24 protein-coding genes and 1 pseudogene are annotated in these 23,798 nt (G+C 65.2%); 9 read left to right on the forward strand and 16 right to left on the reverse strand.

The annotated features are described in order from the left end of the window. Nucleotides 1-360: 360 nt before the first annotated feature. The 9 genes and pseudogenes from FG99_RS19550 to FG99_RS19585 form a co-directional block, all read right to left on the reverse strand. On the reverse strand, nucleotides 361-1,101 hold the full coding sequence (locus FG99_RS19550) for an SDR family oxidoreductase (RefSeq protein WP_177330913.1): 741 nt from the start codon (nucleotides 1,099-1,101) through the stop codon (nucleotides 361-363). Between the two features lie 40 nt (nucleotides 1,102-1,141). Then, nucleotides 1,142-1,435: a hypothetical protein gene (locus FG99_RS19555; protein WP_043271932.1), complete on the reverse strand. Its 294-nt coding sequence runs from the start codon at nucleotides 1,433-1,435 to the stop codon at nucleotides 1,142-1,144. Between the two features lie 491 nt (nucleotides 1,436-1,926). Beyond that, a complete protein-coding gene (locus tag FG99_RS19560) occupies nucleotides 1,927-3,102 on the reverse strand; it encodes an MFS transporter (RefSeq protein ID WP_043271935.1) in 1,176 nt (391 codons plus the stop codon). 20 nt (nucleotides 3,103-3,122) lie between these two features. Beyond that, nucleotides 3,123-3,494 (reverse strand): ethanolamine utilization protein EutQ, encoded by a 372-nt coding sequence (locus tag FG99_RS19565; protein ID WP_043271937.1) that lies wholly within the window; start codon nucleotides 3,492-3,494, stop codon nucleotides 3,123-3,125. After that, nucleotides 3,491-4,819, reverse strand: coding sequence for an NAD(P)/FAD-dependent oxidoreductase (locus FG99_RS19570; protein WP_043271939.1), 1,329 nt, complete (start codon nucleotides 4,817-4,819; stop codon nucleotides 3,491-3,493). Before FG99_RS19570 ends, FG99_RS19565 begins: the two co-directional genes overlap by 4 nt. 10 nt (nucleotides 4,820-4,829) lie before the next feature. Further along, nucleotides 4,830-6,065 carry an FAD-dependent oxidoreductase gene (locus FG99_RS19575; RefSeq protein WP_225617252.1) on the reverse strand — a complete coding sequence of 412 codons (1,236 nt, stop codon included), beginning with the start codon at nucleotides 6,063-6,065 and terminating at the stop codon, nucleotides 4,830-4,832. Beyond that, nucleotides 6,054-6,215, reverse strand: a pseudogene (locus tag FG99_RS32920) (rubredoxin); the annotation flags it as partial. The gene FG99_RS19575 and the pseudogene FG99_RS32920, both read right to left, overlap by 12 nt. Before the next feature lie 10 nt (nucleotides 6,216-6,225). Continuing rightward, complete coding sequence (locus tag FG99_RS19580; RefSeq protein WP_043272233.1) at nucleotides 6,226-7,671, reverse strand: aldehyde dehydrogenase family protein; 1,446 nt, start codon at nucleotides 7,669-7,671, stop codon at nucleotides 6,226-6,228. A 10-nt stretch (nucleotides 7,672-7,681) separates the two neighbouring features. Next, complete coding sequence (locus FG99_RS19585) at nucleotides 7,682-8,869, reverse strand: aromatic ring-hydroxylating oxygenase subunit alpha (RefSeq protein ID WP_043271942.1); 1,188 nt, start codon at nucleotides 8,867-8,869, stop codon at nucleotides 7,682-7,684. 408 nt (nucleotides 8,870-9,277) lie between these two features. Between FG99_RS19585 and FG99_RS19590 the strand changes: the two genes are divergently transcribed. Then, complete coding sequence (locus FG99_RS19590) at nucleotides 9,278-10,984, forward strand: BCCT family transporter (RefSeq protein ID WP_043271944.1); 1,707 nt, start codon at nucleotides 9,278-9,280, stop codon at nucleotides 10,982-10,984. 157 nt (nucleotides 10,985-11,141) lie between these two features. Here FG99_RS19590 and FG99_RS19595 read toward each other — a convergent pair whose 3' ends face one another. Then, nucleotides 11,142-12,050: a LysR substrate-binding domain-containing protein gene (locus FG99_RS19595; protein WP_043272234.1), complete on the reverse strand. Its 909-nt coding sequence runs from the start codon at nucleotides 12,048-12,050 to the stop codon at nucleotides 11,142-11,144. 67 nt (nucleotides 12,051-12,117) lie between these two features. On the opposite strand from FG99_RS19595, the gene FG99_RS19600 reads away from it, so the two are divergent. Next, a complete protein-coding gene (locus tag FG99_RS19600; RefSeq protein ID WP_043271946.1) occupies nucleotides 12,118-12,618 on the forward strand; it encodes an NAD(P)/FAD-dependent oxidoreductase in 501 nt (166 codons plus the stop codon). A 227-nt stretch (nucleotides 12,619-12,845) separates the two neighbouring features. Continuing rightward, entirely contained in the window at nucleotides 12,846-13,085 is a 240-nt protein-coding gene (locus FG99_RS19605; protein ID WP_043271948.1) for a hypothetical protein, read from the forward strand. Nucleotides 13,086-13,421: 336 nt separating this feature from the next. On the opposite strand, the gene FG99_RS19610 is transcribed toward FG99_RS19605, so the two are convergent. After that, nucleotides 13,422-14,348, reverse strand: coding sequence for a LysR family transcriptional regulator (locus tag FG99_RS19610; protein ID WP_043271949.1), 927 nt, complete (start codon nucleotides 14,346-14,348; stop codon nucleotides 13,422-13,424). 101 nt (nucleotides 14,349-14,449) lie between these two features. Here FG99_RS19610 and FG99_RS19615 point away from each other — a divergent pair, with 101 nt between their 5' ends. Together FG99_RS19615 and FG99_RS19620 are read left to right on the forward strand one after the other, a co-directional pair. Continuing rightward, nucleotides 14,450-15,751, forward strand: coding sequence for an MFS transporter (locus tag FG99_RS19615; RefSeq protein ID WP_225617253.1), 1,302 nt, complete (start codon nucleotides 14,450-14,452; stop codon nucleotides 15,749-15,751). Nucleotides 15,752-15,780: 29 nt separating this feature from the next. Further along, nucleotides 15,781-16,710, forward strand: coding sequence for a carbon-nitrogen hydrolase family protein (locus tag FG99_RS19620; protein ID WP_043271953.1), 930 nt, complete (start codon nucleotides 15,781-15,783; stop codon nucleotides 16,708-16,710). A 171-nt stretch (nucleotides 16,711-16,881) separates the two neighbouring features. Here the strand turns inward: FG99_RS19620 and FG99_RS19625 are convergent, their stop codons facing one another. The 5 genes from FG99_RS19625 to FG99_RS32515 all read right to left on the reverse strand — a co-directional run bounded on the left by FG99_RS19625 (nucleotide 16,882) and on the right by FG99_RS32515 (nucleotide 19,836). Next, the gene (locus tag FG99_RS19625; protein WP_009622956.1) at nucleotides 16,882-17,169 is read right to left on the reverse strand and encodes a HigA family addiction module antitoxin; all 288 of its coding nucleotides are present in this window, start codon (nucleotides 17,167-17,169) and stop codon (nucleotides 16,882-16,884) included. A gap of 16 nt (nucleotides 17,170-17,185) precedes the next feature. Continuing rightward, complete coding sequence (locus FG99_RS19630; RefSeq protein WP_024128692.1) at nucleotides 17,186-17,464, reverse strand: type II toxin-antitoxin system RelE/ParE family toxin; 279 nt, start codon at nucleotides 17,462-17,464, stop codon at nucleotides 17,186-17,188. Between the two features lie 300 nt (nucleotides 17,465-17,764). After that, entirely contained in the window at nucleotides 17,765-18,421 is a 657-nt protein-coding gene (locus tag FG99_RS19635; protein WP_009622960.1) for a response regulator transcription factor, read from the reverse strand. A 14-nt stretch (nucleotides 18,422-18,435) separates the two neighbouring features. Continuing rightward, the gene (locus FG99_RS19640) at nucleotides 18,436-19,686 is read right to left on the reverse strand and encodes a sensor histidine kinase (RefSeq protein ID WP_043271955.1); all 1,251 of its coding nucleotides are present in this window, start codon (nucleotides 19,684-19,686) and stop codon (nucleotides 18,436-18,438) included. A 9-nt stretch (nucleotides 19,687-19,695) separates the two neighbouring features. Beyond that, nucleotides 19,696-19,836 carry a hypothetical protein gene (locus FG99_RS32515; protein WP_009622964.1) on the reverse strand — a complete coding sequence of 47 codons (141 nt, stop codon included), beginning with the start codon at nucleotides 19,834-19,836 and terminating at the stop codon, nucleotides 19,696-19,698. 158 nt (nucleotides 19,837-19,994) lie between these two features. Here FG99_RS32515 and FG99_RS19645 point away from each other — a divergent pair, with 158 nt between their 5' ends. From FG99_RS19645 to FG99_RS19660, 4 genes are read left to right on the forward strand one after another with little or no spacing between them, the layout of a single operon-like run. Then, a complete protein-coding gene (locus FG99_RS19645) occupies nucleotides 19,995-21,200 on the forward strand; it encodes an ABC transporter substrate-binding protein (RefSeq protein WP_043271957.1) in 1,206 nt (401 codons plus the stop codon). Between the two features lie 44 nt (nucleotides 21,201-21,244). Then, on the forward strand, nucleotides 21,245-22,216 hold the full coding sequence (locus FG99_RS19650; protein WP_043272235.1) for a YVTN family beta-propeller repeat protein: 972 nt from the start codon (nucleotides 21,245-21,247) through the stop codon (nucleotides 22,214-22,216). After that, complete coding sequence (locus FG99_RS19655; RefSeq protein ID WP_043271959.1) at nucleotides 22,213-22,944, forward strand: ABC transporter ATP-binding protein; 732 nt, start codon at nucleotides 22,213-22,215, stop codon at nucleotides 22,942-22,944. The genes FG99_RS19650 and FG99_RS19655 overlap by 4 nt, the downstream gene beginning before the upstream one ends. Further along, complete coding sequence (locus FG99_RS19660; protein ID WP_051879079.1) at nucleotides 22,941-23,759, forward strand: ABC transporter permease; 819 nt, start codon at nucleotides 22,941-22,943, stop codon at nucleotides 23,757-23,759. Before FG99_RS19655 ends, FG99_RS19660 begins: the two co-directional genes overlap by 4 nt. Nucleotides 23,760-23,798: the final 39 nt, after the last annotated feature.

Raw genomic sequence — 23,798 nt, forward strand, 5'->3', positions numbered from 1 at the left:
CATCTTCGGATGCGCCGGTCCGAGTCCGGTACGCCAACCTGCACGGCCCGCCCTGGTGCCGTAAGAGCGACTCTCTTACCGGCCGTGCGGGGGCTCTTCGTAGGATCGAGGGGGGACGCCTGGTTCTTGCTCGCGAATGAGCCCGCAGCGGAGCCTGTTCGCGAGCAAGCTCGCTCCTACGAGAAGCCGTGCCCACCGGTATGGTGTCCGTGCAAGACAGGTTTATTTTCAGCATTCTAGTCTCGTCCATCCGGACAGCTTTAGAGCAGAAGGAATAAATCTGTTCCTCTTCCACAATGGGGCGTCTGCGTCATTGCCGTTCAAGCCCTTGAGCGTCGCGGCCCCCGGGCGTTTCTGGCGTTACAGGGCATAGCCACCATCCAGCGTCAGGCTCGCCCCGGTCATGTGGGCCGCTGCCGGGCTGGTGAGATACGCGACCAGGCCGGCGATCTCCATGGGCTGGGCGACGCGTCCGAGTGGGACGAGTTCCGCCAGCGCGTCCAGGTGCGCTTGCGTCATGTCGGTCGCGGTCGGGCCGGGCTGGATATTGTTGACGGTGATCCGGCGCGCCGCGAGATCCAGCGCGAGCCCTTGCACCAGGCGCGCAACGGCGGCCTTGGTCATCGCGTACACCGCGCCTTCGACCGAGGTGCGCCCAGAGGCCGAATTGCTGCCGATGGTGATCACCCGCCCGCCGTCGCGCATGCTGGCCACGGCGGCCTGGATCGAGAGAATGACGCCGCGGATGTTCACGTCGAGCATCAGGTCGAGGTCCTCGACGCCAAGGGCATCGATGCGGGCGAGCCGCAGCACGCCGGCATTGACCACCGCCACGTCTATCGCGCCAAAGCGCTCGACCGCCGCCGCCACCGCATTCCGGATGGCAGCGGCATCCTTGCTGTCGGCCTGGAACGCAAGGGCACGGCCGCCACCCGCCTCGATCTCGTCGGCCAGCGCTTTGGCGCTGTCCGGCCGGGACACGTAGGTCAGCGCCACCGAGAAACCGTCGGCGGCGAGTTGCCTCGCCGCTGCCGCGCCGATGCCCCGGGAGCCACCAAAAACAATGGCGACCTTGTCATTCCCTGCTTCGTCTCGCTTCATCGCCTCACCTTCATTGACTGAAAACGTGAAAACCCGGAAATCAGACGGTTACCGATTCATGGGACGACGCCACGCGCTTGCCCAACGGCGTCCGGCTGTAGCCATCTGCGGCAATGGTCTGTTGCGCAGGCGCTGCCGAGTTCACGCGCATGCCCAGGGGCGTCCTGCTGAAGCCATCTTCCGCCAGTTGCGGGGTTGCGCCTTCTTCAGCCAGGGGCGTCAGTTGGAAGCAGACGGTGCCGTGGGAGCAGCGCGCTTCGGCTGCACTCGCATGCACCGCTACACCGGCCAGCGAAAAAGTAATGGCGGTCACGAGGGTCTTCAGAGTGTTCATGGCATTGTTCCTCAAGGGTTAGGGGGAACAGTCCATCGGAGTGGGAAAGAACGCTCTGGAAGAGTGCTGGCTCCAACCGCGCGCCGATGTCCTGTTGGAGTGAATTAAAAGCCCTTGGGGTATCTGCACCGTGTCGAGAAAAGGCGTAGCCATCTCTGCGAATGTCAAAACGCGCTGCGGACACACTGGAATACAAAGCGCCTCCGGGAAAGCGCGGATGAGCAGGCAGCGAGCTTCCGTCGTCATTGCCGAGACGGGGCGTCGCAACGTTCGCTATGGGTCAAGAGCTGCCGCTTAACGAAGGCAGCTTTCGGCCAGGAGCAGACATCCAACGTCACCGTCAAACGAGGCTGATTGGCAGCGCGCAAGCTTTATCAGTCCCTTGCTTTAGGGGCCTAATTCCTAGGTAGTTAACTAGTAGAGGTTAAACCAAGACCCAAATTGCACTCGTGCCCCTCAAGCGCGGTCTCTTCTGAGATATCTCTTGCACCTCAGCTTGTGGAAATAGACTGACTTGCGTGGACTATCGAAACACTGCTCTTGCGCCCATCGCGGATCAGCACAGTCAAAAGCGCCGTGACGCCAATACCGAACAGGTAAAGGCCTTGCGGGCCAAGGCGCTCCATCAGCGTTCCTGCGACAAGTGGGCCAATAGCCGCGCCAATACCAAACGCTACCAGCAGCATTCCGGCGACGGATACTCGAAGCTCGACTTCAAGGTTGTCGTTGGCGTGCGCGACACCCAGTGGATACAGACAGAACTGCAGAAAGCCTACGGCAGCCCCTGCGAACATGATCCAGCCCACCTCCGGAGCATTGAGGAAAGCCAATGGCAAATAGGCGACGCAGAGCAGGATCGAGGTTGCTCGAATTATCGCCACCCGAGAATATCGATCCGAAAGCATTCCGAGCGGGAGTTGGGCAACCAGCCCCGCTGCCACGCTAAGTGCCATGAACTGACCAACCTGTGCGGGAGTGAATCCCAACTGAGCGGCGAAAATCGGAGTCAATCCGTAGAAGCAGCCATTCAATAGTCCCGACGCAAGAACAGTGCCCAACGCCTGGGGTAGTCGGCGGATATAGAACATTGGCCGCACGCGCACCTGGCTGATTGCGCTCGGGCGCCTGCCTCTGTGCATAGCCATGGGTATCATGCCGATGGCGACAGCGATGGCGACCCCGGACAGGACCAATGCGTTCAGTCCATCGCCGAGGCCGATCAGCAACTGCCCCAGCATCATGCCGACGTAGCTCGCCACCATGTACAGCGACATGGCGCCACCACGACGATCACTCGGCGAGCAGTCGTTGAGCCAACTTTCGATGACCATCAGCTGGCACATCATCGCCGCCCCAACGACGAACCTCAGAGCAAGCCAGAGCGGCAACCAGTCGCTTAGCTGATGGCTGAGTACGGCCGCCACAATCACACCGGCCGCTATCACGAATGCAAATGCATGGGAGACCCGATTGATCAGCCAGTAGCCGATGCGTCCTCCCACCACCATGCCTAGGGCATGGGCAGCCATGAGACCGCCCCCCCAAAGTTCCGCAATACCCTCAGCGTCCAGACGCAGAGCCAGGTACGTCATGAGCAGACTGGACCCCAGCTGCATAAGCAGAGTCGCGGCATAGATCGTTCCGAATGCCTTGGCGAGTGCGAACAATTGAAATCCCCAGTTCTGCTCTATGCGAGGCCGTGACGCTGTTTCCAGTCGCCGGGATGTACTACATAGCCAAACAACGCGTGGCCTCCGTAGACGAGTTCAGTCCCTTCGGGGATCCACAGCAGTTGCCCCGGCTCCACCCGGTACAGCTCACCGTTCGCCCTGAGTTCGAAACAACCTTCGATGACAAAAATCACTTCGTCGTACAGCAGCGTCCAGGCAACCTCGGCACCGTCCCAGAGAGCGAAGCCAATGCCCAGGTTGGGTGAGACTTCGTTGCTGATGGCACGGGCCACGCTGGCATTACCCGGTGGGCCCCCACGGTGAACGAAGTCCAAATTACGATGGTCGACGAGGAGTACCGGCCCCTTGCTACCGGGTGCCGTCGTCATAGCTCACTCCTGCTGTTCCAGGCCGCCCAGCGGATGCGCGTACGTACGCCAAGGCCAAGGAGCGGCTCCGGCGGGTTGAGGGAGGGCATGCCGGTCACCGTCTGGATGTCGCTGAGCAGCGAAGACTCGGCCCCAACTACCCGATCAGCTAGCAGCGCTCCGGAAATAGTGCCCCAAGCCGCCCCTACGCCGTTGTCGCATGCCGTCGCGAATACGCCATCATCCAATTGACCGAAGTAGTTGGTGAAGTTGCGCGAGATGGCATAGACGCCACCCCATGTGTGCGTGAATGGCACTTGGGCTAGCTGCGGGTAGCGCGAGAGGAATGCCTTGCGGTGGTCATTACGGATCTTCGCGCGCGTTCCTTCGTCAACGCTGCGACCATAGCGCGGTACATGCTTGTAAGTATTGCGGATGATCAAGCGGCGATCCTGGGTCATCCGCACTGTGGTGCCCGCATGGTCGGCCGGGGTCAGCCCCCAGTCGGCCTGGACGCCGACGGCACTCATCTCGGCATTGGTGAGCGGACGCGTCCAACTGGCGAAGGTCATCACGGGCAGCAGGCGATTGCGCAGGAAGCCGAACTCCTGGGTGAAGATGCTGGTGCCCAGCAGCACCTGCGGAGTGCGGATCAGCCCCTCGTTGCCATGCAGGACCCAGCGGCCGTTGGCGTCGCGCTCCAGACGCTGGATCGGCGATTCCTCCAGCACCTCGACGTTCTGCGGCAGCGAATCGCCCAGCCCGCGCACCAGCGCGGCCGGCTGCATCAGGTAGCAGCCCGGCGTGAAGATGGCGCGGCTGTAATAGTTTGTACCCAGCACTCCGGCCAGCTCATTGCGCTCCACCAGGCGGTAGGGTTCGCCGAGGTCAGCCATCAGCTTCTCGAAATGATCGAGGTAGGCGAGACCGCGCTCACCGACAGCGCCCTGGTACTTGCCGGCATGGGACCACTGGCAGTCGATGCCATGGCGTCCGATCAGGGTCTGCAGCTGGTCGATAGCGGCGCGGTTGAGGCCCAACAGGCGCTGCTTGTGCTGCGGATCGGGATGCTCCAGGGCGAACTTGTGCGGCAGGTCGATGACGAAGCCGGAGTTGCGGCCCGAGGCGCCGTAGCCGATGCGCTGGGCATCCACCAGCAGGATGCGCGATTGCGGCATGTGTTCGGCGAGCCGGCGCGCCGCGGCGAGTCCCGCGAAGCCAGCGCCGATCACCACATGGTCGGCCTTCTGCTCGCCTACTAGACGCTTGCAGGGGAAGGGTTCGGGCAGCGCGGCGTACCAGCCGCAACTGCGGTCATCATGAGGCAGGTTAACGATACTGTTCATTGTTCGGCACTCACGCCACGTTCTGTTGGGTGTCCTGGCAGCTCTGCAGCCAGGCATTGCGTTTCTGTTGCGCCTGCCGTCCGAGCAGGACGAAGCCGCGCATGGCGCCAGCAGGGTCATGGAAGGCCGCGCTCAGACCGTCTGCGGTTGCGTCGCAGCGCCATTGGCCTTCGCAATCGACCGGCGGCGGCAGCAGGCACAGCGGCGCGGCCGGAATCTTCACCGTGACCGGCATCAGCGGGTAGCTGACGGGAGTCGGCTGGCCCAGCAGGGTCCGGGCAAGCGCGCGGATGCCTTCGTTGATCGGCGCGAGGTAAGGCAGCAGCTGTCCGTCGATCTCGATGCAGTCGCCTAGGGCATAGATGCCTGGTTTCGAAGTTTGCAGACTGGCGTCGACCTTGATGCCGCGCCCGCACTCCAGACCGGCGTCCGCGGCCAATTGCAGGTTCGGTCGCAGGCCGACAGCCGAGAGGACGAGATCCGCCTCGACGATCTGGCCGTCGGAGAGGGTCAGGCGATAGCCGTCCCCATCCTGCTCGATACGCTGCAAGGTGCTGTACAGGTTCCACTGCACGCCGAGGCCGGACAGCGCCTGCTGTAGTTGCAGGCCCGCCTGTTCCGGCAGCAGCCGTTCCATCGGCCAGGCGCCCAGGCCGATGATCCGTACCTGATAACCGCTGCTCGCCAGGTCATTGGCGAACTCGCAACCGATCAGCCCGTCGCCGAGGATTGCCACGCTGCGTACGCCTTCCAGGCGCTCGCGGAACTGGTGGTAGTCCTGCAGGTTGTTGACGCTGAGCAGCGCATCGGCGCAGCCCTCGATTGGCAGGCGCACGGGCGAGGCGCCGCTGGCCAGCACCAACTGGCCGTAATCCATCTCGCCGAGACTGGTGTGAAGTCGCCGCGCCTCGGTATCGATCCGCTCGACCCGGCAGTGCGTATAGATGCGGATGCCCAGGCGCCGCTCCAGCGCCATCGGGCTTTCCGTGGCCAGCGCCGCGGCACTGCGGCCCTGCGCCAACGCGATGGACAGAGCCGGCTTGGAGTAGTTGTGCCCGGACTCCTGGGTCAGCACGCGGATATCCAGTTGCGGATTGGCCTTGCGCAGTTCCTGGGCCAGGCCGTAACCGGCATAGCCGCTGCCGATGATGACCACCGGCCCGGCAGTAACTGCGGCCGCCACCGGCCGCTTCAGCGCAGCCGGCGGAGTGGCAACGGCGGTGACCGGCTCACTGATCTCGATCATCTCGAAATCGGACTTGCCGACCTTGCAGTCGGGGCACAGCCAATCCTCGGGAACGTCCTCCCAGCGGGTTCCGGCAGCGATGCCGTCGTCCGGCCAGCCCACGGCCTCGTCATAGATCAGGCCACAGATGATGCAGAGCCACTTTTTCATAGCCGCGCCCTCACTCGCCCTTGATACGCAGGGCCAGGTTCTTGGTCCGAACGTAGCTGTAGAGAGCCTCCTGCCCCTTCTCCCGGCCGAAACCGGACAGACCTACCCCGCCGAACGGCGTTTCGATGCCACCCGCGTACCACTCGTTGACGAACACCTGGCCAGCGCGCAGGCGCCGTGCGCAGCGCAGCGCGCGGTTGAGGTCCTGAGTGAAGACGCCCGCCACCAGGCCGAAATCGGTTCCGTTGGCGATGGCAATGGCTTCCTCTTCGGTGTCGAACGGAATCACCGCAAGGACTGGCCCGAACACCTCGGCTTGGGCGATTTCCATCTGCGGGTGCACATTGCGCAGCACCGTGGGCGCCATGAAATGCCCACGGAGCCCGCTGATCGCTTCGCCGCCAGCTGCTACCACCGCGCCCTGTTCCTGAGCGCGCCGGCACATGGCCTCGATTCCCTGGAGTTGGCCTGCGGAAATCACCGGCGTGTGGTCTGGATCGTCCTGGCCGAGACCGACGCTCAGCCCCTTGGCCATCTCCGCCACGTCGGCCACCACCTCGTCATACACCGAGCGCTGCACCAGCAGGCGCGACATGGCCGAGCAGACCTGGCCGGCATTGAAGAAAATGCCGTTCCTGACGCTCGTCAGAACCTGCTCGCGATCGGCGTCGGTGAAGACCAGCGCGGCCGACTTGCCACCCAGTTCCATGACGCTGGGGATCGCATGCTCGGCGGCAGTGCGCAGGATGCTTTGGCCAGTGCCGACCGAGCCGGTGAAGACGATCTGATCGATGTCACGGTGCCCGGCCAGATAGGCGCCGACTTCGCGGCCACGACCGCAGATCAGGTTCACCGCGCCGCGCGGCAGGCCGGCACGTTCGATGGCCTTAAGCAGGACGCACAGTCCCAGCGGCGAAAGCTCCGGCGACTTGACCACCACCGCGTTGCCGGCAGCCAGGGCCGGCGCCAGCGAGCGGGCACAGATGGAAACCGGGAAGTTCCACGGCACGATCTGCAGCGACACGCCCATCGGGTCGTAGACGGTGAAGTCCATGTAGCCGTTGCCAAGGGGAATGGAGGTCCCCTCGATCTTGTCAGCCATACCGGCGTAGTACTCGAAGTAGCGCGCAGCCTCGACGAACTCGTCGCGGGCATCGCGCAGGCGCTTGCCGTTCTCCTGGCACAGGACCCAGGCGCCCTCCTCGGTCAACGCGCGGATCTGCGCGGCGATCTCCAGCAGCCAGGAGACCCGCTGCGCCGGACGGGCGCAGGTCAGCTCACCGCTGTCGGCGCAGCGGCGCGCCGCCTGCACGGCACGCTCGGCGTCGGCCACGGTGGCCTGGGCGATGGTGGCGACCGGTTCGGTGGTGCCGGGATTATTGACGGTGAGGCGCTGCTCACTGTCGGTCCACTGGCCGTCGATGAAGTTCAGCCAGTGCGATGCGATCTGATGCATGGCGTTCACCTCAGGCTTTCTGCGCGTAGTCGAGCAGCTGCTGGGCGGCCCACTTGTGGAAGTAGTGGGTCGGCAGATCCATCTCCGGAGAGAACGCGCCGCCGTTGTAGCCGGGGGACTGGCGACCCTTCTGCATGCCTTCCACGGAAGCGATGTCCTCGGCGAACACCACGCGCCAGGATTCCTTCACTGCGTCGCGGGCAGCCTCGAAGCGGGAGTCGAGGGCCTCGTCGCCGACATAGAAGAGACGCAGGTGCTCGATGGTCTTACCGGGCGCCACCGGCTCCAGCATCATGGCGAAGGCGTGGTCGGCCTGGATGCCCAGCAGCACGTTGGGGAAGAAGGCCACGTACTCGGCGGTGCGCATGCGATCCTGCGGCCAGGACGGGAAGGTCGGCAGGTGCGTGCCGGCAACGTCGGACAAGTTGTAGGCATGGCTGCCCTGGCCGGCGAACTGGTCGAACATGATGTTGTAGTGGTCTTCCAGGCGCGAGTAGGTGTTCAGCGCCGGGTGCACCCACGGCAGGTGGTAAGACTCGCAGTAGTTCTCAACCGCCAGCTTCCAGTTGCAGTTGACCTCGATGCTCAGCGCGCCGCTGTTGGCCTCGCGGCGAATCAGGTCCATGCCGTCGGTGCCGAGGAACTGGGTCCAGCGCTCGGTCAGCGGCGCGAGCTGCTCTTCCAGCGCCGGCGCATCGGCGGACAGGTTTATGAACACCATGTCCATCCAGATGGTGCTGCGCAGCGCCTTCAGGCCGTGCTTCTCGCAGGCGAAGCGTTCGTCCTTGTGCTGGTTGATGCCGCCGACGTGCGGGGTGCCTTTCAGGCCGCCGTTCAGGTCATAGGTCCAGGAGTGGTAGGGGCAGCGGATCACGCCCTGCACCTCGCCCGCTTCCTGCACCAGCTTCACGCCGCGATGGCTGCAGACGTTGTGGAAGACCTGCACCACGCCTTCGCGGTTGCGCATCATCAGCAACGGCAGCCCCATGAAATCCACCGGCTTCACGTAGCTGTTCTTCGGCAGGTCGCTGGCGAAACCGATGCAGGCCCAGTTGCGGCCCAGCACGTGATCGCGCTCCAGCTCGAAATAGCGCTGCTCGGTATAGAACTCGTTGGTCAGACCGTGGGCTTCGTGGATGGGAGCCAGGACGGTTTCCAGGGCATGGGTCGGAATCAGGCGAGGGGCAGTCGAAGTCATTGTTGTTCTCTCTTGCTTGGCACGGAAGGAAATGCGCAGCCGATTCGGCCTGCTGCATGGCGGCGAGTTTCGGCAAGAGAGGAAGCAGCGGACAAACGATTTTTTCGGCCTAATTAATTACCTTTTCTCATTAATGTGAAATTTTCGAATAACCTTGTGAGCATCGCAGTTCGTGAATTTGAAACAAAGGCGGCTCGCCCAATTTAATGAGTCATGGTAATTAATTGATGAGCAGAAATGATTTGTCGCCAGGCCCAGCGTCGACCATTTTGTTGCCACATCTCGGGCACGATCATCCCGGGATCATTCCAGCGTGAAGCGACCTCCGTGATTCAGGCAGATGCCAATGCCTGACCCTCGCTCCACACGAAAAAAAGCCCTGAACAAAAATAAAAGGGGACAACAACCATGCGTGCACAAACGGGCCCTTTGAAAGGCCTCAACCCCACCGTAACCCTCGCCTCGATAGTCACCGTGGTGCTGTTCGTGCTGTTCTGCGCGTTCACCAACGAGCAAGCCGCGAAGACTTTCGAAGCAGCCTCGACCTTCATCCTCGACAACTTCAAGTGGTACTACCTAGCGCTGGTAAGCGGTATTCTCTGCCTCCTGCTGTACCTCACCACCAGCAAGTACGGCGACCTGAAACTGGGTGCCGACGATGACGAGCCCGAGTTCAGCTTCGGCTCATGGATCGCCATGCTGTTCAGCGCCGGCATGGGCATCGGACTGATCTTCTGGTCGGTGGCCGAGCCGATGCTGCACTACGCCGGCAACCCGTTCGCCGCGGGCCTGACGGACGAAGCCGCCACCGCGGCTATGCGCATCACCCTGTTCCACTGGGGTCTGCATCCGTGGGCGATCTTCAGCCTCATCGGCCTGAGCCTGGCATACTTCGCCTACCGTCGCGGCCTGCCGCTGGCGTTGCGTTCCATCCTCTACCCGCTGATCGGTGACCGCATCTATGGCTGGATCGGCCATGTGGTCGACATCATGGGCGTCGCCATCACCGCGTTCGGCGTATCGCAATCGCTGGGCCTGGGCGTGGCGCAGATCAACACCGGCCTTCACCAGGTGTTCGGCCTGCCGATCAGCATCGTGCTGCAGCTGTCGATCATCCTGGTCGTCACCATCATCGCGTCCATTTCCTTGCTGGCCGGCCTCTCCAAGGGCATGAAGCGCATTTCGACGCTCAACATGTACATGTCCTTCGCGCTGATGCTGGTGGTCCTGGCCATCGGTCCGACCCGTTACATCCTCAACCTGATGTTCGAATCCACCGGCGACTACATCCAGACCCTGCCGAGCCTGAGCCTCTGGATGGACACGCAGAAGGACACCCAGTGGCAGAACTGGTGGACGGCGTTCTATTGGCCGTGGTGGATGACCTGGGGTCCGTTCGTGGGCCTGTTCATCGCGCGCATTTCCAAGGGCCGCACCATCCGCGAGCTGATCGTAGGCGCCCTCTTCGTACCCACGCTGGTCACCATCCTCTGGATGTCCGTGTTCGGTGGCGCGGCGCTGAAGAACGAGCAGACCGAACGCCAGCAATACCAGAAGACAGTTGCCAGTGCCCAAGTGGCCCAGGAGCAGACCAGGTTCGAAGGCGGCACCGTTCTCCTGGCGACCAAGAAGGAAACCACTGCGGCGATGTTCACCCTGCTGGGGCAACTGGATGGCCCGACCGTCGGCGCGGTGCTGTCCGTCCTCGTCTGCCTGCTGCTCGCGGTGCACTTCGTCACCACGGCCGATGCGGGAACACAGGTGCTCTGTACGCTGAACGCGCTGGGCAGCACCAATCCGCCCAACTGGATCAGGCTGCTCTGGTGCGTGCTGGAAGGCGCCATCGCCGCCGGCCTGCTGCTGGCGGGAGGACTCAAGGCGATCCAAATGGCGAGCATCGCCGTCGGCCTGCCAATCGCAATCCTGATGACCGTAATGAGCTACACCCTGGTCCGCACCTTGCGGCAGGAGTCGCTCAACGGCCAGCCCGACCTACCCCCAGGCGGCCGTCTACTCGTTCAGGAGCATTCCCAGAAGGGCGTCTCGCAACTTCGCGGACCAGTACTGGGCGGGGCTGCTGCGGTCTCCCCAATGACCGCACGAAGAGCCGGCTGACATTGGCAATACCGTGGCCCTTCCCGATTGGCTGGACGCAATGAACCGGAAGAGCCACTAGCCACCTGACAGCACCAAGGCCGTCAGCCACAAGCTGACGGCCTTGGTCGTTTCTGCGCCTGAAAGTCCTGATCTTTGATTGTCGATAGTAGCCCCCTCAACCTTGAACCGAAGGTAGCCCCATGAGCCAGTCGCGGAACAACCTCACGCTCTGTCGTGGCCTACGCGCACTCAGCGGCTCCAGCAAACAGAACTTTGCATCTGTCTGTAGAGAAAGATCATTCGGTCGTACGAGGCTGCCTGTGCTCAATGGCTCATCGACCAACCGGTCCCAGGCCAGCGCGACCCCCTGACCGCTAACGGCGGACTGGATCAGCATGCTGTAGCTATTGATATTGACCCGATGCTTCGGGATCCCAGGCTCATGCCCCAGACGCTTAAACCACTCCGGCCAACCTATCCAGTCGCGCTGCGAGTCCTCGAGCCACAACCAAGTGCAGGAAGACAGTCCGTCGATCGACGAAAGCTGGGGATTCTTCGCCAGGTAAGCGGGGCTGCAGACCAGATAGATCTCCTCCGAGAACAACGGTGTCACTTCCATGTCCTTGGGCGGGGTACTGCAGTAGTACAGCGCCAGATCGCAATCGAGTCGGGAGTAGTCTTTCACATGGTCGAGCGCGATTATTCGCAGATCGATCTCCTCGTGCTGACTTTGAAACTCCGCAACCTTGGGCAGAAGCCAGAGCGATGCCATGGCCGTGCTGGTGGCCACCGTCACTTGCTGATCGCCTCGCCATTGCCGGATCTCGCCAGTGGAGCGGGCCAGATGAAGCAGGCATTCTCGAACGGTCTCGTGGTACTGAGCGCCTGCCGGGGTCAAGTTGATGGTTCGGGTCGTTCGCTCGAAGAGCGTCTTCCCGAGATAGTCCTCTAGCAGTCGAATCTGGCGACTGATCGCCCCTTGCGTGACGTTCAGCTCTTTGGCGGCAAGGGTGAAGCTCAAATGACGGGCTGCAGATTCAAAGGCAAGCAGGCTGTTGAGAGGCGGAAGAGGCTGGATTCTCACGGCGTATACAACCACTCATTCTTATTCTGTCGAATTGCATCATTTTAGTGGTCTGAAGCCAGTCACGTTGCACCGCAACACCCGGCCATTCCTATTTTTTGTGCATGCCCTAACGCCGGACTACGAAGCTGGCTGCAAGCGCATTGTCGTATCTGGCGGATTCCATGAAGCGGTACAGCAGCCGATCGTCTCGATCGTGACCGAAGGTATCGAGCCGATTGAGACAAATGGCATCCGCTTGAGGGATGGGTCTTTCCAGCCGCTGGACACAATCATCCTGGGGACCGGCTTCGATGCTGATGGATTCCTTCGTCCGATGCCGGTCATTGGCAAGGAGAGTGTAGATCTCGATGAATTCTGGGCCAATGTGTTCATGAACTACAAGTCCGTCGCGTTGCCGAACCTGTTCTACATCAACGGGCCGTTTGACAGCTTGCTTTTGACCGGTAGCTGCCATCTGCGAAGGGCGGCTATGGGTCGGAAGCAGCCATTCGCCTACGGCGGCTATGCAGGCCAACCGCCTCGCTCTTTGCCACGCCCGATTGACAGCCTCACGGCAACTCCCTGACGTTGCTCAGCCGCTCAACAGAACGGTGTGGGATTGGCGTCCCGGAATTCTGGAAGGTGTCTGGGTCAATCTCCGGCACCTTGCGTGGCTGCACCCGTGTCATGGGCGGGCCGTGCGGGGCATCTTCGGATGCGCCGGTTCCCAGATTCCGGTACGCCAACCTGTACGGTCCGCCCTCCCCGATTGGCGTCGGGAGGCGGAAGACTGAATCAATCTGGGAGATTTTCATGAGCCTTTCTGCCCAAGTTCTACTCCATCCCCTCAAGCACGCTGCCCCATCGGACTTCTACGACGCTGCCCAATCCCGTCAATCCGCCCTGATCAATCTGCTGCGCCTGCTGGCCGGCGCGCCGGACCTGGGAGCGCCTGCCGAGGATGTGCTGGACGGCACCTTCAGCGCGCTGGAATACCTGGCGACCGATGCCGAGCGGTTGTATGCCGCCGCAGAGGAGCGCGGCCGGACGTAGGGCGCATAACCGTTCGCGGTTATCCGCCGTCGGCCGTGCCACCGAGGCGTCCGGCGTGGCCGGTGAATCCAATCGCGGACGAAGTCCGCTCCTACGCCCGTGCTTCCCTGTAACCGTAGGAGCAACTGTCTGCGTCGAGGTGCTTTTCGTAGGATGGGTTGAGCTTGCGAAACCCATGCGGTCATGGCGATGGGTATCGCTTCGCTCAACACCATCCTACGAGGGGACCTGCCCCCGTAGGAGCGGACCTTGTCCGCGATAGCCGGACGTCCCGGCGCGATTCGCGGATGAGATCCACGCCTACAGGTTGATGCCGAATGGATGGCCCTCTCGCGGCTAGCCGAGCTTCTGCGCCAGCTCGCCGATGAACTGGCGCAGCCATTCGTGGTGCGGTTTGCTGTGCTTGGCGATGTCCCAGACCATGAAGCAGCGGAAGGACGGCACCGGCAGCGGCGCCGGGCTCGCGCGCAGCTGGGTCATGGCCGCGTAGCTCTCGGCGGCGAAGGTCGGGAGCGTGGCGATGGCCTCGCTGCTCACCAGCGTGGTCAAGGCGCCGCTGAAGTGGGTGAAGGAGGCGATGACGCGGCGGGCGTAGCCGGCGGACTCGAACATGTCGTCGATGAAGCCGCGGCGGCCGTCGTAGGAGATGCGCACGTGGTCGGCGGCGAAGTATTCCTCCAGGCCGATGGGTGCGTCCGCCGCGCCGGCGCGCGGATGGAACAGGCAGGAGTACGAGGAGGAGAACAGCACCTGGGACGAATAGCTGGTGTTGAAGTCCTTCGGCTCGCTGCAGATCACCAGGTCCATGTCCGGATCCTGCAGCGACTGCTTCCACAGCGAGCTGTTGCTCTGGTGGAAGGCGAAAGTCACGCCCAGGCCCTGCTCCGCCGCCGCGCTGACGATGCGCGGGGCGAGGTAGGACTCGATGTCGTCGGACAGGCCGATGTTGAACAGGTAGCTGGAATCGCGCGGGGAGAACTCCGGCTCGGCGCCCAGCACGGCGGAAATGGAGGTCAGCGCCTCGGCGATCTTCGGCGCCAGCTCCATGGCCTTGCGCGTAGGCTGCATGCCGGAGGCGGTGCGGATGAACAGTTCGTCGCCGAAATGCTCGCGCAGCCGGCGCAGCGCCGCGCTCACCGCGCCCTGGGTCACGTGCAGCATCGCCGAGGCGCGGGTGGCGCTGCGCTCGGTCATCAGGCAGTGGAAGGTGAGCAGAAGGTTGAGGTCGATCCGCGAGATATTACGTACGTTAATCCGGCTCATATTTGCTAATCGTTTGCCCCGTGCCCGAGGAGATTCCTAGTCTGGCGTCCACAACAACATAACAAGCGCTGGAGAATTCTGTGGACGCGATTGAGCAAAGCATGGGTGCAGGCGGCATCCGGACCAGGGGCGGACAGTCGGATATCCGCAAGCGGGCCATCGCGGTCGGCATCGGCAATTTCATGGAATGGTTCGATTTCGCCATCTACGGCTACTTCGCCGCGGTGATCGGCATGCTGTTCTTCCCCTCCAGCGCGCCGGGCGTGTCGCTACTCTCATCGCTGGCGGTGTTCGCCGTCGGCTTTCTCTCCAGGCCTTTCGGCGCGTTGATCCTCGGGCCCATCGGCGACCGCTTCGGCCGCCGCGCGGTGCTGATCATCACGGTGTTCGGCATGGGCGTGTGCACCACCATCATCGGCCTGCTGCCCTCCTACGAGGCGATCGGCATCGCCGCGCCCATCCTGCTCATCGCCATGCGTTTCATCCAGGGCATGATGGTCGGTGGCGAGTGGTCCAGCGCCGGCATCTACATCGTCGAGAGCGCCCCGTCCAACCGCCGCGCCACCGCCGCCAGCGTGATCACCGGGACGGCGGGACTGGCCTTCCTGTTCGGTACCTTCACCGCGGCGAGCATCGCCTCGGCGCTGGATGACCAGCAGTTGGCGGCCTGGGGCTGGCGCCTGCCGTTCGTGGCGTCCATCGTGATGACCGGCATCGCCGTGTTCATCCGCCGCAAGCTGGGCGACACCCCGGTTTACGAAGAGATGGTCCGCCAGCGCGACTCGCACAAGGCGCAAGCCCCGAGCCGCGCCGTGCGCCGCCGCGCCTTCGTCACCACCTTCGCCTTCTCCGCGCTGTTCGGCGTCTCGCTCTACTACTTCATCACCTACGCCAACAACCATCTGGTCTCCACCGTCGGCCTGCCGCGCAGCAGCGCGCTGTGGCTGTGCAGCGCGGCGCTGGTGGTCTATGTGATCGTCAACCCGCTGATCGGCCAACTCAGCGACCGCATCGGCCGGCGCAAGCTGCTGCTGGGCGCTGCCGCCGCGCTCACGCTGCTGGCCTATCCGATCTTCCTGCTGCTCAACAGCGGCAACCCGCTGGCGATCCTCGCCGGGCTGATCGTGATGGGCGTGCTGGTGGCGATCACCGCGGTGATGGACGTGGTGTTGCTGGTGGAAGTCTTCCCGGCCTCGATCCGCTCCACCGGCGCGGCCCTGGGCCACAACCTGGCACTGGCGATCCTCGCCGGGCCCGGCCCCTTCATCGCCGCCGCGCTGATTCGCCAGACCGGCGACGCGAACCTGCCCGCGGCGTACCTGGCGGCGGTCTCCCTGGTGTGCCTGGTGGTGCTGTGGAAGACCCTGCCGGAAACCCGCGACAACGACATCAGCCGTTTCTAGGCCTTTCAACAGACAGTCAGGAGCCCCCAATGACCCGTGTAGCAATCATCCAGGCCGCCTCCGTTCCCTACGAGCCGATGGCCAGCGTCGAGAAGGCCTGCGGCATCCTCCGCCGCGTGGCGGAACAGGGCGCGAAGCTGGCGGTGTTCCCCGAGGCCTTCATCGGCGGCTACCCCAAGGGAGTGGCTTTCGGCAGCGTGGTGGGCAACCGCAGCGCCGCGGGGCGCGAGCTGTACCAGCGTTACGTCGAGGGCGCCGTGGCGCTGGACGGCCCGGAACTGGCGGTGCTCGCCGAGTGCGTGGAGCAGACCGGCGTGACCGTGGTGGTGGGCATCATCGAGCGCTTCGGCCGCACCCTCTACTGCACCGCCGTGACATTGGCGCCGGGGCGCGGCATCGCCGGCTACCACCGCAAGCTGATGCCCACCGGGCAGGAACGGCTGATCTGGGGCTTCGGCGACGGTTCCACGATAGCGCCGGTGGACACCGAGTTCGGCGTGCTGGGCAGCGTGATCTGTTGGGAGAACTACATGCCGGCGCTGCGCCAGGCCATGTACGCCCAGGGCGTGCAACTGTATTGCGCGCCCACCGCGGACGACCGCCCGTCCTGGGCCAGCTCGATGGTACATATCGCCCTGGAAGGCCGGGTGTTCGTGCTCTCCGCCTGCCAGGCGATCCGCCTGGGCGAGTACCCGCAGCAGCATCGCGAGGCGTTCGGCCTGGACTATCAGGAGGACGAGTACGTGATGCGCGGCGGCAGCATGATCGTCAGCCCGCAGGGCGAAGTGCTGGCCGGCCCGGTGTTCGACTGCGAGACCGAACTCTACGCCGACCTCGACATGGCCCAGCTGAGCAAGGGCAACCTCGATTTCGACGCCTGCGGCCACTACGCGCGGCCGGATGTGTTCGAGCTGAAGGTGAATACCGCACCGCTGCGGCCGGTGACTTTCGAGCCTTGAGGGCGACCGTTGCAGGGGGAGTGGCCGCGGATCGCGGACGAAGTCCGCTCCTACAGGGGAGGTGGTGCGCAGGGGGGCGATGGGTATCGCTGCGCTCCACGCCATCCTACGAAGCAGCTCCCTGATGCTTCGGAACAGGCAAAGCCCCGCATTCGCGGAGCTTTTCAGTTTTCAGGCGATATCGGCGAAGCGCTCGATATGTGGTTGTTCGCGGTGCCTGGCCTGCCAGATGTCGTAGTCGGCCTGCACGCCGAGCCAGGTGCGCGCCGTGCCGATGCCGGCCAGCTCCAGGCGCACGGCCAGGTCCGGGCTGATGGGCGCGCGGCCGTGCAGCACCCGCGACAGGGTTTCGCGCGCGAAGCCCAGGCGGCGGGCCAGTTCGGTGACGCTGATATCGAGCGCCGGCAGCACGTCTTCGCGCAGGGTTTCGCCAGGATGTGGTGGATTGAACATGACCATGGGCACCCCCTCCTGTTCAGTGGTAATCAAGATAGTCGACAAGTTCCACGTCGTTGCCGATGAAGCGGAAGATCACCCGCCAGTTGCCGCTGACGGTGAGTGACCAGAAACCGTCCAGTTCTCCCTTCAAGGGATGCAGACGCCAGCCCGGCAGGTTGAGGTCGTCCGGAGCGGCCGCTCGATCGAGGAACGGCAACATACGCGCCAGGCGTTTGGCGTGGTCGGCACGGATTCCTCGGGTGGAGCCAGTTCTGAAGAACAGCGCCAGGCCCTTGTGCTGGAAGCTGACGATCATGCGGCGAAGTGTGATGCAATACATCACGCCAAGCAACAGGTAGTTGGAAACCCAAGCAGGTTATGCGTGGGACAAGATGGGTATCGCTGCGCTCCACGCCATCCTACGCCTGCGCCTCCCAGCCCCTGGGGGAGCGACTGCCTTGCCGGCTGCGCCGGGGCGCTTTTCGTAGGATGGGTTGAGCTTGCGATACCCATCGGACCATGGTGATGGGTATCGCTTCGCTCAACACCATCCTACGAAAAGCCATGCTCGCTCCTACGCGGCACCATCCACACCATTCCCTGCAAAGCCAGGTCCCTACCCTGCCAATGCCTCGCCGCTCACGCGCAGCACCCCGCTATCGATCGCCAGGTGCACCAGCTCCGCGTGGGAACTCACCTGCAGCTTCTGCTTCAGCAGCGTCACGTGGTTGGACACCGTCTTGGCGCTCACGCACAGGTGTTCGGCCACCTGCCTTGCCGGCAGGCCGCGGGCGAGCATGACGAAGATTTCGAATTCGCGGCGGGTCAGGCCGTGCAGGCGCGGGTCGCCCGCTTCCAGGCCCCTGGGCTGGCAGGCCAGGCGGGTGGCCAGGGGTTGTTCGATGTAGAGCTGGCCGGCCAGCACGCGGCGCACCGCTTCGAGCAGCACCGCCGGGGCCGCGCCCTTGGTCACGTAGCCGGCGGCGCCGGCGTCCAGGGCCTGGCGCACCAGGGGCAGTTCGTCGTGCATGCTGAAGAACAGCACGCGCAACTGCGGCAGACGCTGGCGCAGGCGGCGGGTGACTTCCAGGCCGCTGATGCCGGGCAGGCCGATGTCGAGGATGACCAGCGCGGGAATCTCGCGTTGCACCGCTTGCAGCGCTTCCTCGCCGTCGCCCGCTTCCACCACGTCCGCTTCCGGCAGCAGGCCGCGCAGCAGGGCGGCTATGCCTTCGCGCACCACGAAATGGTCGTCCACCAGCAGGATTTTCATCGCTTTCTCTCCTCTCATGCCGCCACCGGCAGCGGCACCCGCAGGCGCAGCGCCAGGCCCAGGCCGGGCTGGCTGCGCAGTTGCAGTTCGCCGCCCAGGCAGCGGGCGCGCTCGCGCATGGAGCGCAGGCCGATGCCGGCGCGGGGCGGGCCGTCGCTGCCGCGGCCGTCGTCGCGCACGGCCAGGTACAGGTGGCCGCCGCGGGTTTGCAGGCGCACCCACACGCGGGTGGCGCCGGCGTGGCGGGCGACGTTGGTCAGCGCCTCTTGCAGCAGGCGGTACAGGTGCGCCTTGGCCGCGTCGCCCAGGGGCGGCAGGCTGTCGGGCAGGCGCAGGGTGCAGGCGATGCCCTGGCTGGCCTGCCAGTCCTCGACGTAGGCGCGCACCGCTTCGTCCAGGGCCAGGTGCTCCAGCACCACCGGGTAAAGGTCGCGGATCAGCGCGCGGAAGCTGTCGTTCAGGCCGCGGCAGTGCTGGTCCATGCGTTCCAGGGTGGGTTGCGCGGCGGGTTGGTCGTGCAGGCTGTGCAGCAGGAAGAGTTGCGCGCGGATGCCGGCCAGGTACTGGCCGATGTCGTCGTGCAGGGCCTGGGCCAGTTCCTGGCGCTCTCGCTCCTGCACGGCGAGCAGCGAGCGGGTCAGTTCGGCGTTTTCCTGGCAGGCGAGCTCCAGGGCCTCGGCCATGCCGTTGAAGCGCCCGGCCAGGCGCTGCGCCTCGGGCAGCGAATGGCCGGGCAGGCGTACCTGCAGGCGGCCCTGGGCGATCTCGCCGAACGCGGCCTGCAACTGCTCCACCACCCGTAGCCCGCCGCGCACCGCCCAGCGGATCGCTAGCAGGCTGACCGCCAGGGCCACGCCGAACAGCGCCAGCAGCTGCACCAGGGAGTCGCGGACTTCGTCGATTTCGTCGCGCGGGTCCACGCTCAGCTGCACGCGGCGGCCGTCGGCCAGTTGCAGCGGCGCGGCGTGGTAGACGTCCGGGTACAGGCGCGCCGCCAGCCATTCGTCGAGCCAGCCGCGCGGCGCCGGCGGCGGCTGGTCGAGCCAGTGCACGCGCACGTGGCGCAGGCCGCCGGTGAGGCTCTGGTCGAGGCTGGCCGGGTCGCGCAGCGCCGCCTCGCGCAGGTATTCCACCACGGCGCGGGCGGCGTCCAGTTCGCGGCGCACGTCCTCGTCGCCCTGGTGCAGCAGCACGGCCACGCACAGCGCGGCGACCAGGGCGAAGAACAGCCCGACCAGCAGGTTGATCCGCCACAGCGCCGACATGGCCGCGCCCTAGGGCCCCACGCGGCAGGGCTGACCGGCGACGCAGGCGCTGGGCACGCCGGGGCGGGTGTGCAGGCTGTACATGAAATCGAAGCCCAGCAGGCTGAGGATCAGCAGGATGGGCAGTACCAGGGTGACGGCGATACGCATGGCTCGGCTCCCGTTGTCTTTGTTGTTGTAGGGCCATGCTAGGGCGCGGCCGCCGGCGGCGATCTACTACCTTGGTATTGCCCCGGCGGTACTTTCTGCATATTTCCCAGGCCCTGGCGCGTTCCTATGCTGGCGACACAACAACAATGGAGTCGCCCATGCGCCAGTTCGCCCTGCACGGCGTGGCCTACCTGCTGGCGGTCGCCTGCGCTGCCCTGCTCTGCCTGAACGTGCGTGCCGAGGATGCCCCGGCCGAACTGCAGGTGCGCATCGCCTACCTCGGCTACACGCCCGACCCCGGCCCGCTGCTGTCGAACATCATCCCCGAGCCTACCGACGCCGGCCTGCGCGGCGCCGAGCTGGCCATCGACGACAGCAACACCACCGGGCGCTTCCTCAAGCAGCGCTACAGCCTGGTCAGCGCCACCAGCGCCGATGCCCAGCAGTTGCTGGCCGAGGCGCGCAAGCTGCACGACGACGGCCTGCGCCTGTTCGTGGTCAACGCCCCGGCCGAGAGCCTGCGCCAACTGGCCGCCGCGCTGCCGGACAGCCTGCTGTTCAACGCCGGCGCCGCCGACGACGAGTTGCGCGCCGACCAGTGCCCGGCCAACGTGCTGCACACCCTGCCCAGCCGGCTGATGCTGACCGACGCCCTCACCCAGTTCCTGGTGCTGCGCAAGTGGACGCACTGGCTGTTGATCATCGGCCAGCGCCCCGGGGACAAGGCCTACGCCGCCGCCCTGCGCCGCTCGGCCAGGCGCTTCGGGGCGAAGATAGTCGAGGAGAAGGCCTTCACCTTCGCCAACGACCAACGCCGCAGCGCCCAGGCCGACATGCCGCTGTTCACCCAGGCCGGCGACGACTACGACGTGGTGCTGGTGGCCGACGAGCACGGCGACTTCGGCGAGTACGTGCCCTACAACACCTGGCTGCCGCGCCCGGTGGCCGGCACCCAGGGCCTGGTCGCCACGGGCTGGCACAAGACCGTGGAAACCTTCGGCGCCGCCCAGTTGCAGAAGCGCTTCGAGGCCCAGGCCAAGCGCTGGATGAACGACCGCGACTTCGCCGCCTGGGTCGCCGTGCGCAGCGTGGCCAGCGCCGTGACGCGCCTGCGCAATGCCGAGCCGCAAGCCATCCGCGCCCTGGCGCTGTCGCCGGACCTGCCGCTGGACGGTTTCAAGGGCTACAAACTCAGCTACCGCCCCTGGGACGGCCAGCTGCGCCAACCCATTCCCCTGGTGCAGCCGCGCGCGCTGGTCAGCACCTCCCCGCAGGAAGGCTTCCTGCATCCCGCAAGCGAACTCGACAGCCTCGGCCTGGATGCCCCGGAAAGCCGTTGCCGCCTCGCCGACGCCAAGCCCTGATCTGGAGATACGCCATGTTCCGCGCCGCCATTTTCCGACCTGCCATGCTCCAGGCCACCCTGGTCCCTTCCCTGCTGGCTGCCGCCCTGTGCCTGGCGCCGCCGGCCTTCGCCGCCAAGGCCTACGTGTCCAACGAGAAGGACAACAACATCAGCGTCATCGACCTGGACAGCATGGCCGTCACCGGCACCCTGGAGACCGGCAAGCGCCCACGCGGCCTGGCGCTGTCCCACGACAACAAGCTGCTGTACATCTGCGCCAGCGACTCCGACACCGTGCAGGTAATGGACCTGGCCAGCGGCAGGATCGTCAGGCAGCTGCCCTCCGGCGCCGACCCCGAGCAGTTCGCCCTGCACCCCAACGACCGCTGGCTGTACGTCTCCAACGAGGACGACGCGCTGGTGACCGTGGTCGATACCCAGACCGCCCAGGTGCTCGGGCAGATCGACGTGGGCGTGGAGCCCGAGGGCATGGCGGTGAGCCCCGACGGCAAGTGGGCGGTGAACACCAGCGAGACCACCAACATGCTGCACTGGATCGACACCGCCACGCAGAAGCTGGTGGACAGCACCCTGGTGGACCAGCGCCCGCGCCACGCGGAGTTCAACAAGGACGGCAGCCAGGTCTGGGTGTCGGCGGAGATCGGCGGCAGCGTCAGCGTGGTGGACGTGGCCAGCCGCAAGATCCTCAAGAGCCTGCGCTTCGCCATCAAGGGCGTGCACCCGGACAAGATCCAGCCGGTGGGCGTGAAGCTGACCAGCGATGGCAAGTACGCCTTCGTCGCCCTGGGCCCGGCCAACCACATTGCGGTAGTGGATGCGAAGACCTTCGAGGTGCTCGACTACCTGCTGGTGGGCCGCCGCGTCTGGCACCTGGCGTTCAACCCGGACGAGAGCCTGCTGCTGGCCACCAACGGCGTCAGCGGCGACGTCTCGGTGATCGACGTGAAAGACCTCAAGGTGACCCGCTCGATCAAGGTCGGGCGCTACCCCTGGGGCGTGGTGGTGACGCCATGAACGCCCTGCGGGTGGCGGGCCTGGGCTTCGCCTACGGCGCGCGCAAGGCGCTGGACGGCATCGACTTCGCCCTGCCGGCCGGGCGCTTCACCGCGCTGCTGGGGCCCAACGGCGCCGGCAAGTCGACCTTGATCGCCCTGCTCACGCGCCTGTACGACCTGCAGGTCGGCGAGATCGAGGTGTGCGGCTGCAGCCTGGCCCGCCAGCCGCGCCTGGCCCTGCGCCAGCTGGGCGTGGTGTTCCAGCAGAGCACCCTGGACCTGGACCTGAGCGTGGAGCAGAACCTGCGCTACCACGCCGCCCTGCACGGCCTGCCGCGGGCCCTGGCGGCCGGCCGCATCGAGCAGGAACTGGCCCGCCAGCAACTGCAGGAGCGCCGCCGCGACAAGGTGCGCACCTTGAACGGCGGCCACCGCCGCCGCGTGGAGATCGCCCGCGCGCTGCTGCACCGCCCACGCCTGCTGCTGCTCGACGAGGCCAGCGTGGGGCTGGACCCGGCGGCGCGCCAGGGGCTGAACGAACACGTGCGCCAGCTGTGCCGCGACGAGGGCCTGGCGGTGCTGTGGACCACCCATCTGCTGGACGAGGTGCGCGGCGACGACCAGTTGCTGGTGCTCGACCGCGGCCGCCTGGTGGCCCAGGGCGAAGCGGCCCAGGTCAGCGCCGCCGACGGTGGCGACCTGCCCCGCGCCTTCGCCCGCCTCACCCGCCTGGAAGCCTGCGCATGAAGCCATACGACACCCTCGGTTTCGGCCCCGCCGCCTACTGGCAGTGCCTGCGCGGCATCGTGATGCGCGAGTGGCTGCGCTTCGTGCTGCAGCGCTCGCGCTTCCTCAGCGCCCTGGTGCGCCCGCTGCTGTGGCTGCTGGTGTTCGCCGCCGGCTTTCGCGCCGCGCTGGGCATCTCGATCATCGAGCCCTACGACACCTACGTGACCTACGAGACCTACATAGTCCCCGGGCTGTGCTGCATGATCCTGCTGTTCAACGGCATGCAGGGCTCGCTGTCGATGGTCTACGACCGCGAGATGGGCAGCATGCGCGTGCTGCTCACCAGCCCGCTGCCGCGCGCCTTCCTGCTGGCCGGCAAGCTGCTGGCCACGGCGCTGGTGTCGCTGCTGCAGGTATACGCCTTCCTCGCCATCGCCTGGCTGTACGGCGTGCAGCCGCCGGCCTGGGGGCTGCTCGCCGCGCTGCCGGCGCTGCTGCTGGCGGCCCTGCTGCTCAGCGCCCTGGGCCTGCTGCTGTCCAACGCCATCCGCCAGTTGGAGAACTTCGCCGGGGTGATGAACTTCGTGATCTTCCCGCTGTTCTTCCTGTCCTCGGCGCTGTACCCGCTGTGGAAGATGCGCGAGGCCAGCGTGGGCCTGTACTGGCTGTGCGCGCTCAACCCCTTCAGCCACGCCGTGGAGCTGGTGCGCTTCGCCCTGTACCAGCGCTTCAACCCGCTTGCGCTGGCGGTGTGCCTGGGGCTGACGCTGCTGTTCGCCGGCCTTGCGCTGCTCACCTTCAACCCGCAGCACGCGGCGCTGCGCAAGGGCTGAAAACTCCTACTTTGGTACTGGATCAACCCTCCGGACGTC

Origin of the sequence: Pseudomonas sp. AAC (assembly GCF_000725445.1) — a bacterium.
Lineage (GTDB): Bacteria > Pseudomonadota > Gammaproteobacteria > Pseudomonadales > Pseudomonadaceae > Pseudomonas > Pseudomonas citronellolis.

Bases quoted from the DNA above. Each gene is read 5' to 3' on its own strand.
- FG99_RS19570 (WP_043271939.1), bottom strand. From the start codon at position 4,819: ATGAACAGTATCGTTAACCTGCCTCATGATGACCGCAGTTGCGGCTGG.
- FG99_RS19550 (WP_177330913.1), bottom strand. From the start codon at position 1,101: ATGAAGCGAGACGAAGCAGGGAATGACAAGGTCGCCATTGTTTTTGGT.
- FG99_RS19655 (WP_043271959.1), top strand. From the start codon at position 22,213: ATGAACGCCCTGCGGGTGGCGGGCCTGGGCTTCGCCTACGGCGCGCGC.
- FG99_RS19645 (WP_043271957.1), top strand. From the start codon at position 19,995: ATGCGCCAGTTCGCCCTGCACGGCGTGGCCTACCTGCTGGCGGTCGCC.
- FG99_RS19650 (WP_043272235.1), top strand. From the start codon at position 21,245: ATGCTCCAGGCCACCCTGGTCCCTTCCCTGCTGGCTGCCGCCCTGTGC.
- FG99_RS32515 (WP_009622964.1), bottom strand. From the start codon at position 19,836: ATGCGTATCGCCGTCACCCTGGTACTGCCCATCCTGCTGATCCTCAGC.
- FG99_RS19630 (WP_024128692.1), bottom strand. From the start codon at position 17,464: ATGATCGTCAGCTTCCAGCACAAGGGCCTGGCGCTGTTCTTCAGAACT.
- FG99_RS19635 (WP_009622960.1), bottom strand. From the start codon at position 18,421: ATGAAAATCCTGCTGGTGGACGACCATTTCGTGGTGCGCGAAGGCATA.
- FG99_RS19615 (WP_225617253.1), top strand. From the start codon at position 14,450: ATGGGTGCAGGCGGCATCCGGACCAGGGGCGGACAGTCGGATATCCGC.
- FG99_RS19610 (WP_043271949.1), bottom strand. From the start codon at position 14,348: ATGAGCCGGATTAACGTACGTAATATCTCGCGGATCGACCTCAACCTT.
- FG99_RS19620 (WP_043271953.1), top strand. From the start codon at position 15,781: ATGACCCGTGTAGCAATCATCCAGGCCGCCTCCGTTCCCTACGAGCCG.
- FG99_RS19660 (WP_051879079.1), top strand. From the start codon at position 22,941: ATGAAGCCATACGACACCCTCGGTTTCGGCCCCGCCGCCTACTGGCAG.
- FG99_RS19580 (WP_043272233.1), bottom strand. From the start codon at position 7,671: ATGCATCAGATCGCATCGCACTGGCTGAACTTCATCGACGGCCAGTGG.
- FG99_RS19590 (WP_043271944.1), top strand. From the start codon at position 9,278: ATGCGTGCACAAACGGGCCCTTTGAAAGGCCTCAACCCCACCGTAACC.
- FG99_RS19605 (WP_043271948.1), top strand. From the start codon at position 12,846: ATGAGCCTTTCTGCCCAAGTTCTACTCCATCCCCTCAAGCACGCTGCC.
- FG99_RS19640 (WP_043271955.1), bottom strand. From the start codon at position 19,686: ATGTCGGCGCTGTGGCGGATCAACCTGCTGGTCGGGCTGTTCTTCGCC.
- FG99_RS19625 (WP_009622956.1), bottom strand. From the start codon at position 17,169: ATGGTCATGTTCAATCCACCACATCCTGGCGAAACCCTGCGCGAAGAC.
- FG99_RS19585 (WP_043271942.1), bottom strand. From the start codon at position 8,869: ATGACTTCGACTGCCCCTCGCCTGATTCCGACCCATGCCCTGGAAACC.
- FG99_RS19565 (WP_043271937.1), bottom strand. From the start codon at position 3,494: ATGACGACGGCACCCGGTAGCAAGGGGCCGGTACTCCTCGTCGACCAT.
- FG99_RS19575 (WP_225617252.1), bottom strand. From the start codon at position 6,065: ATGATCGAGATCAGTGAGCCGGTCACCGCCGTTGCCACTCCGCCGGCT.
- FG99_RS19555 (WP_043271932.1), bottom strand. From the start codon at position 1,435: ATGAACACTCTGAAGACCCTCGTGACCGCCATTACTTTTTCGCTGGCC.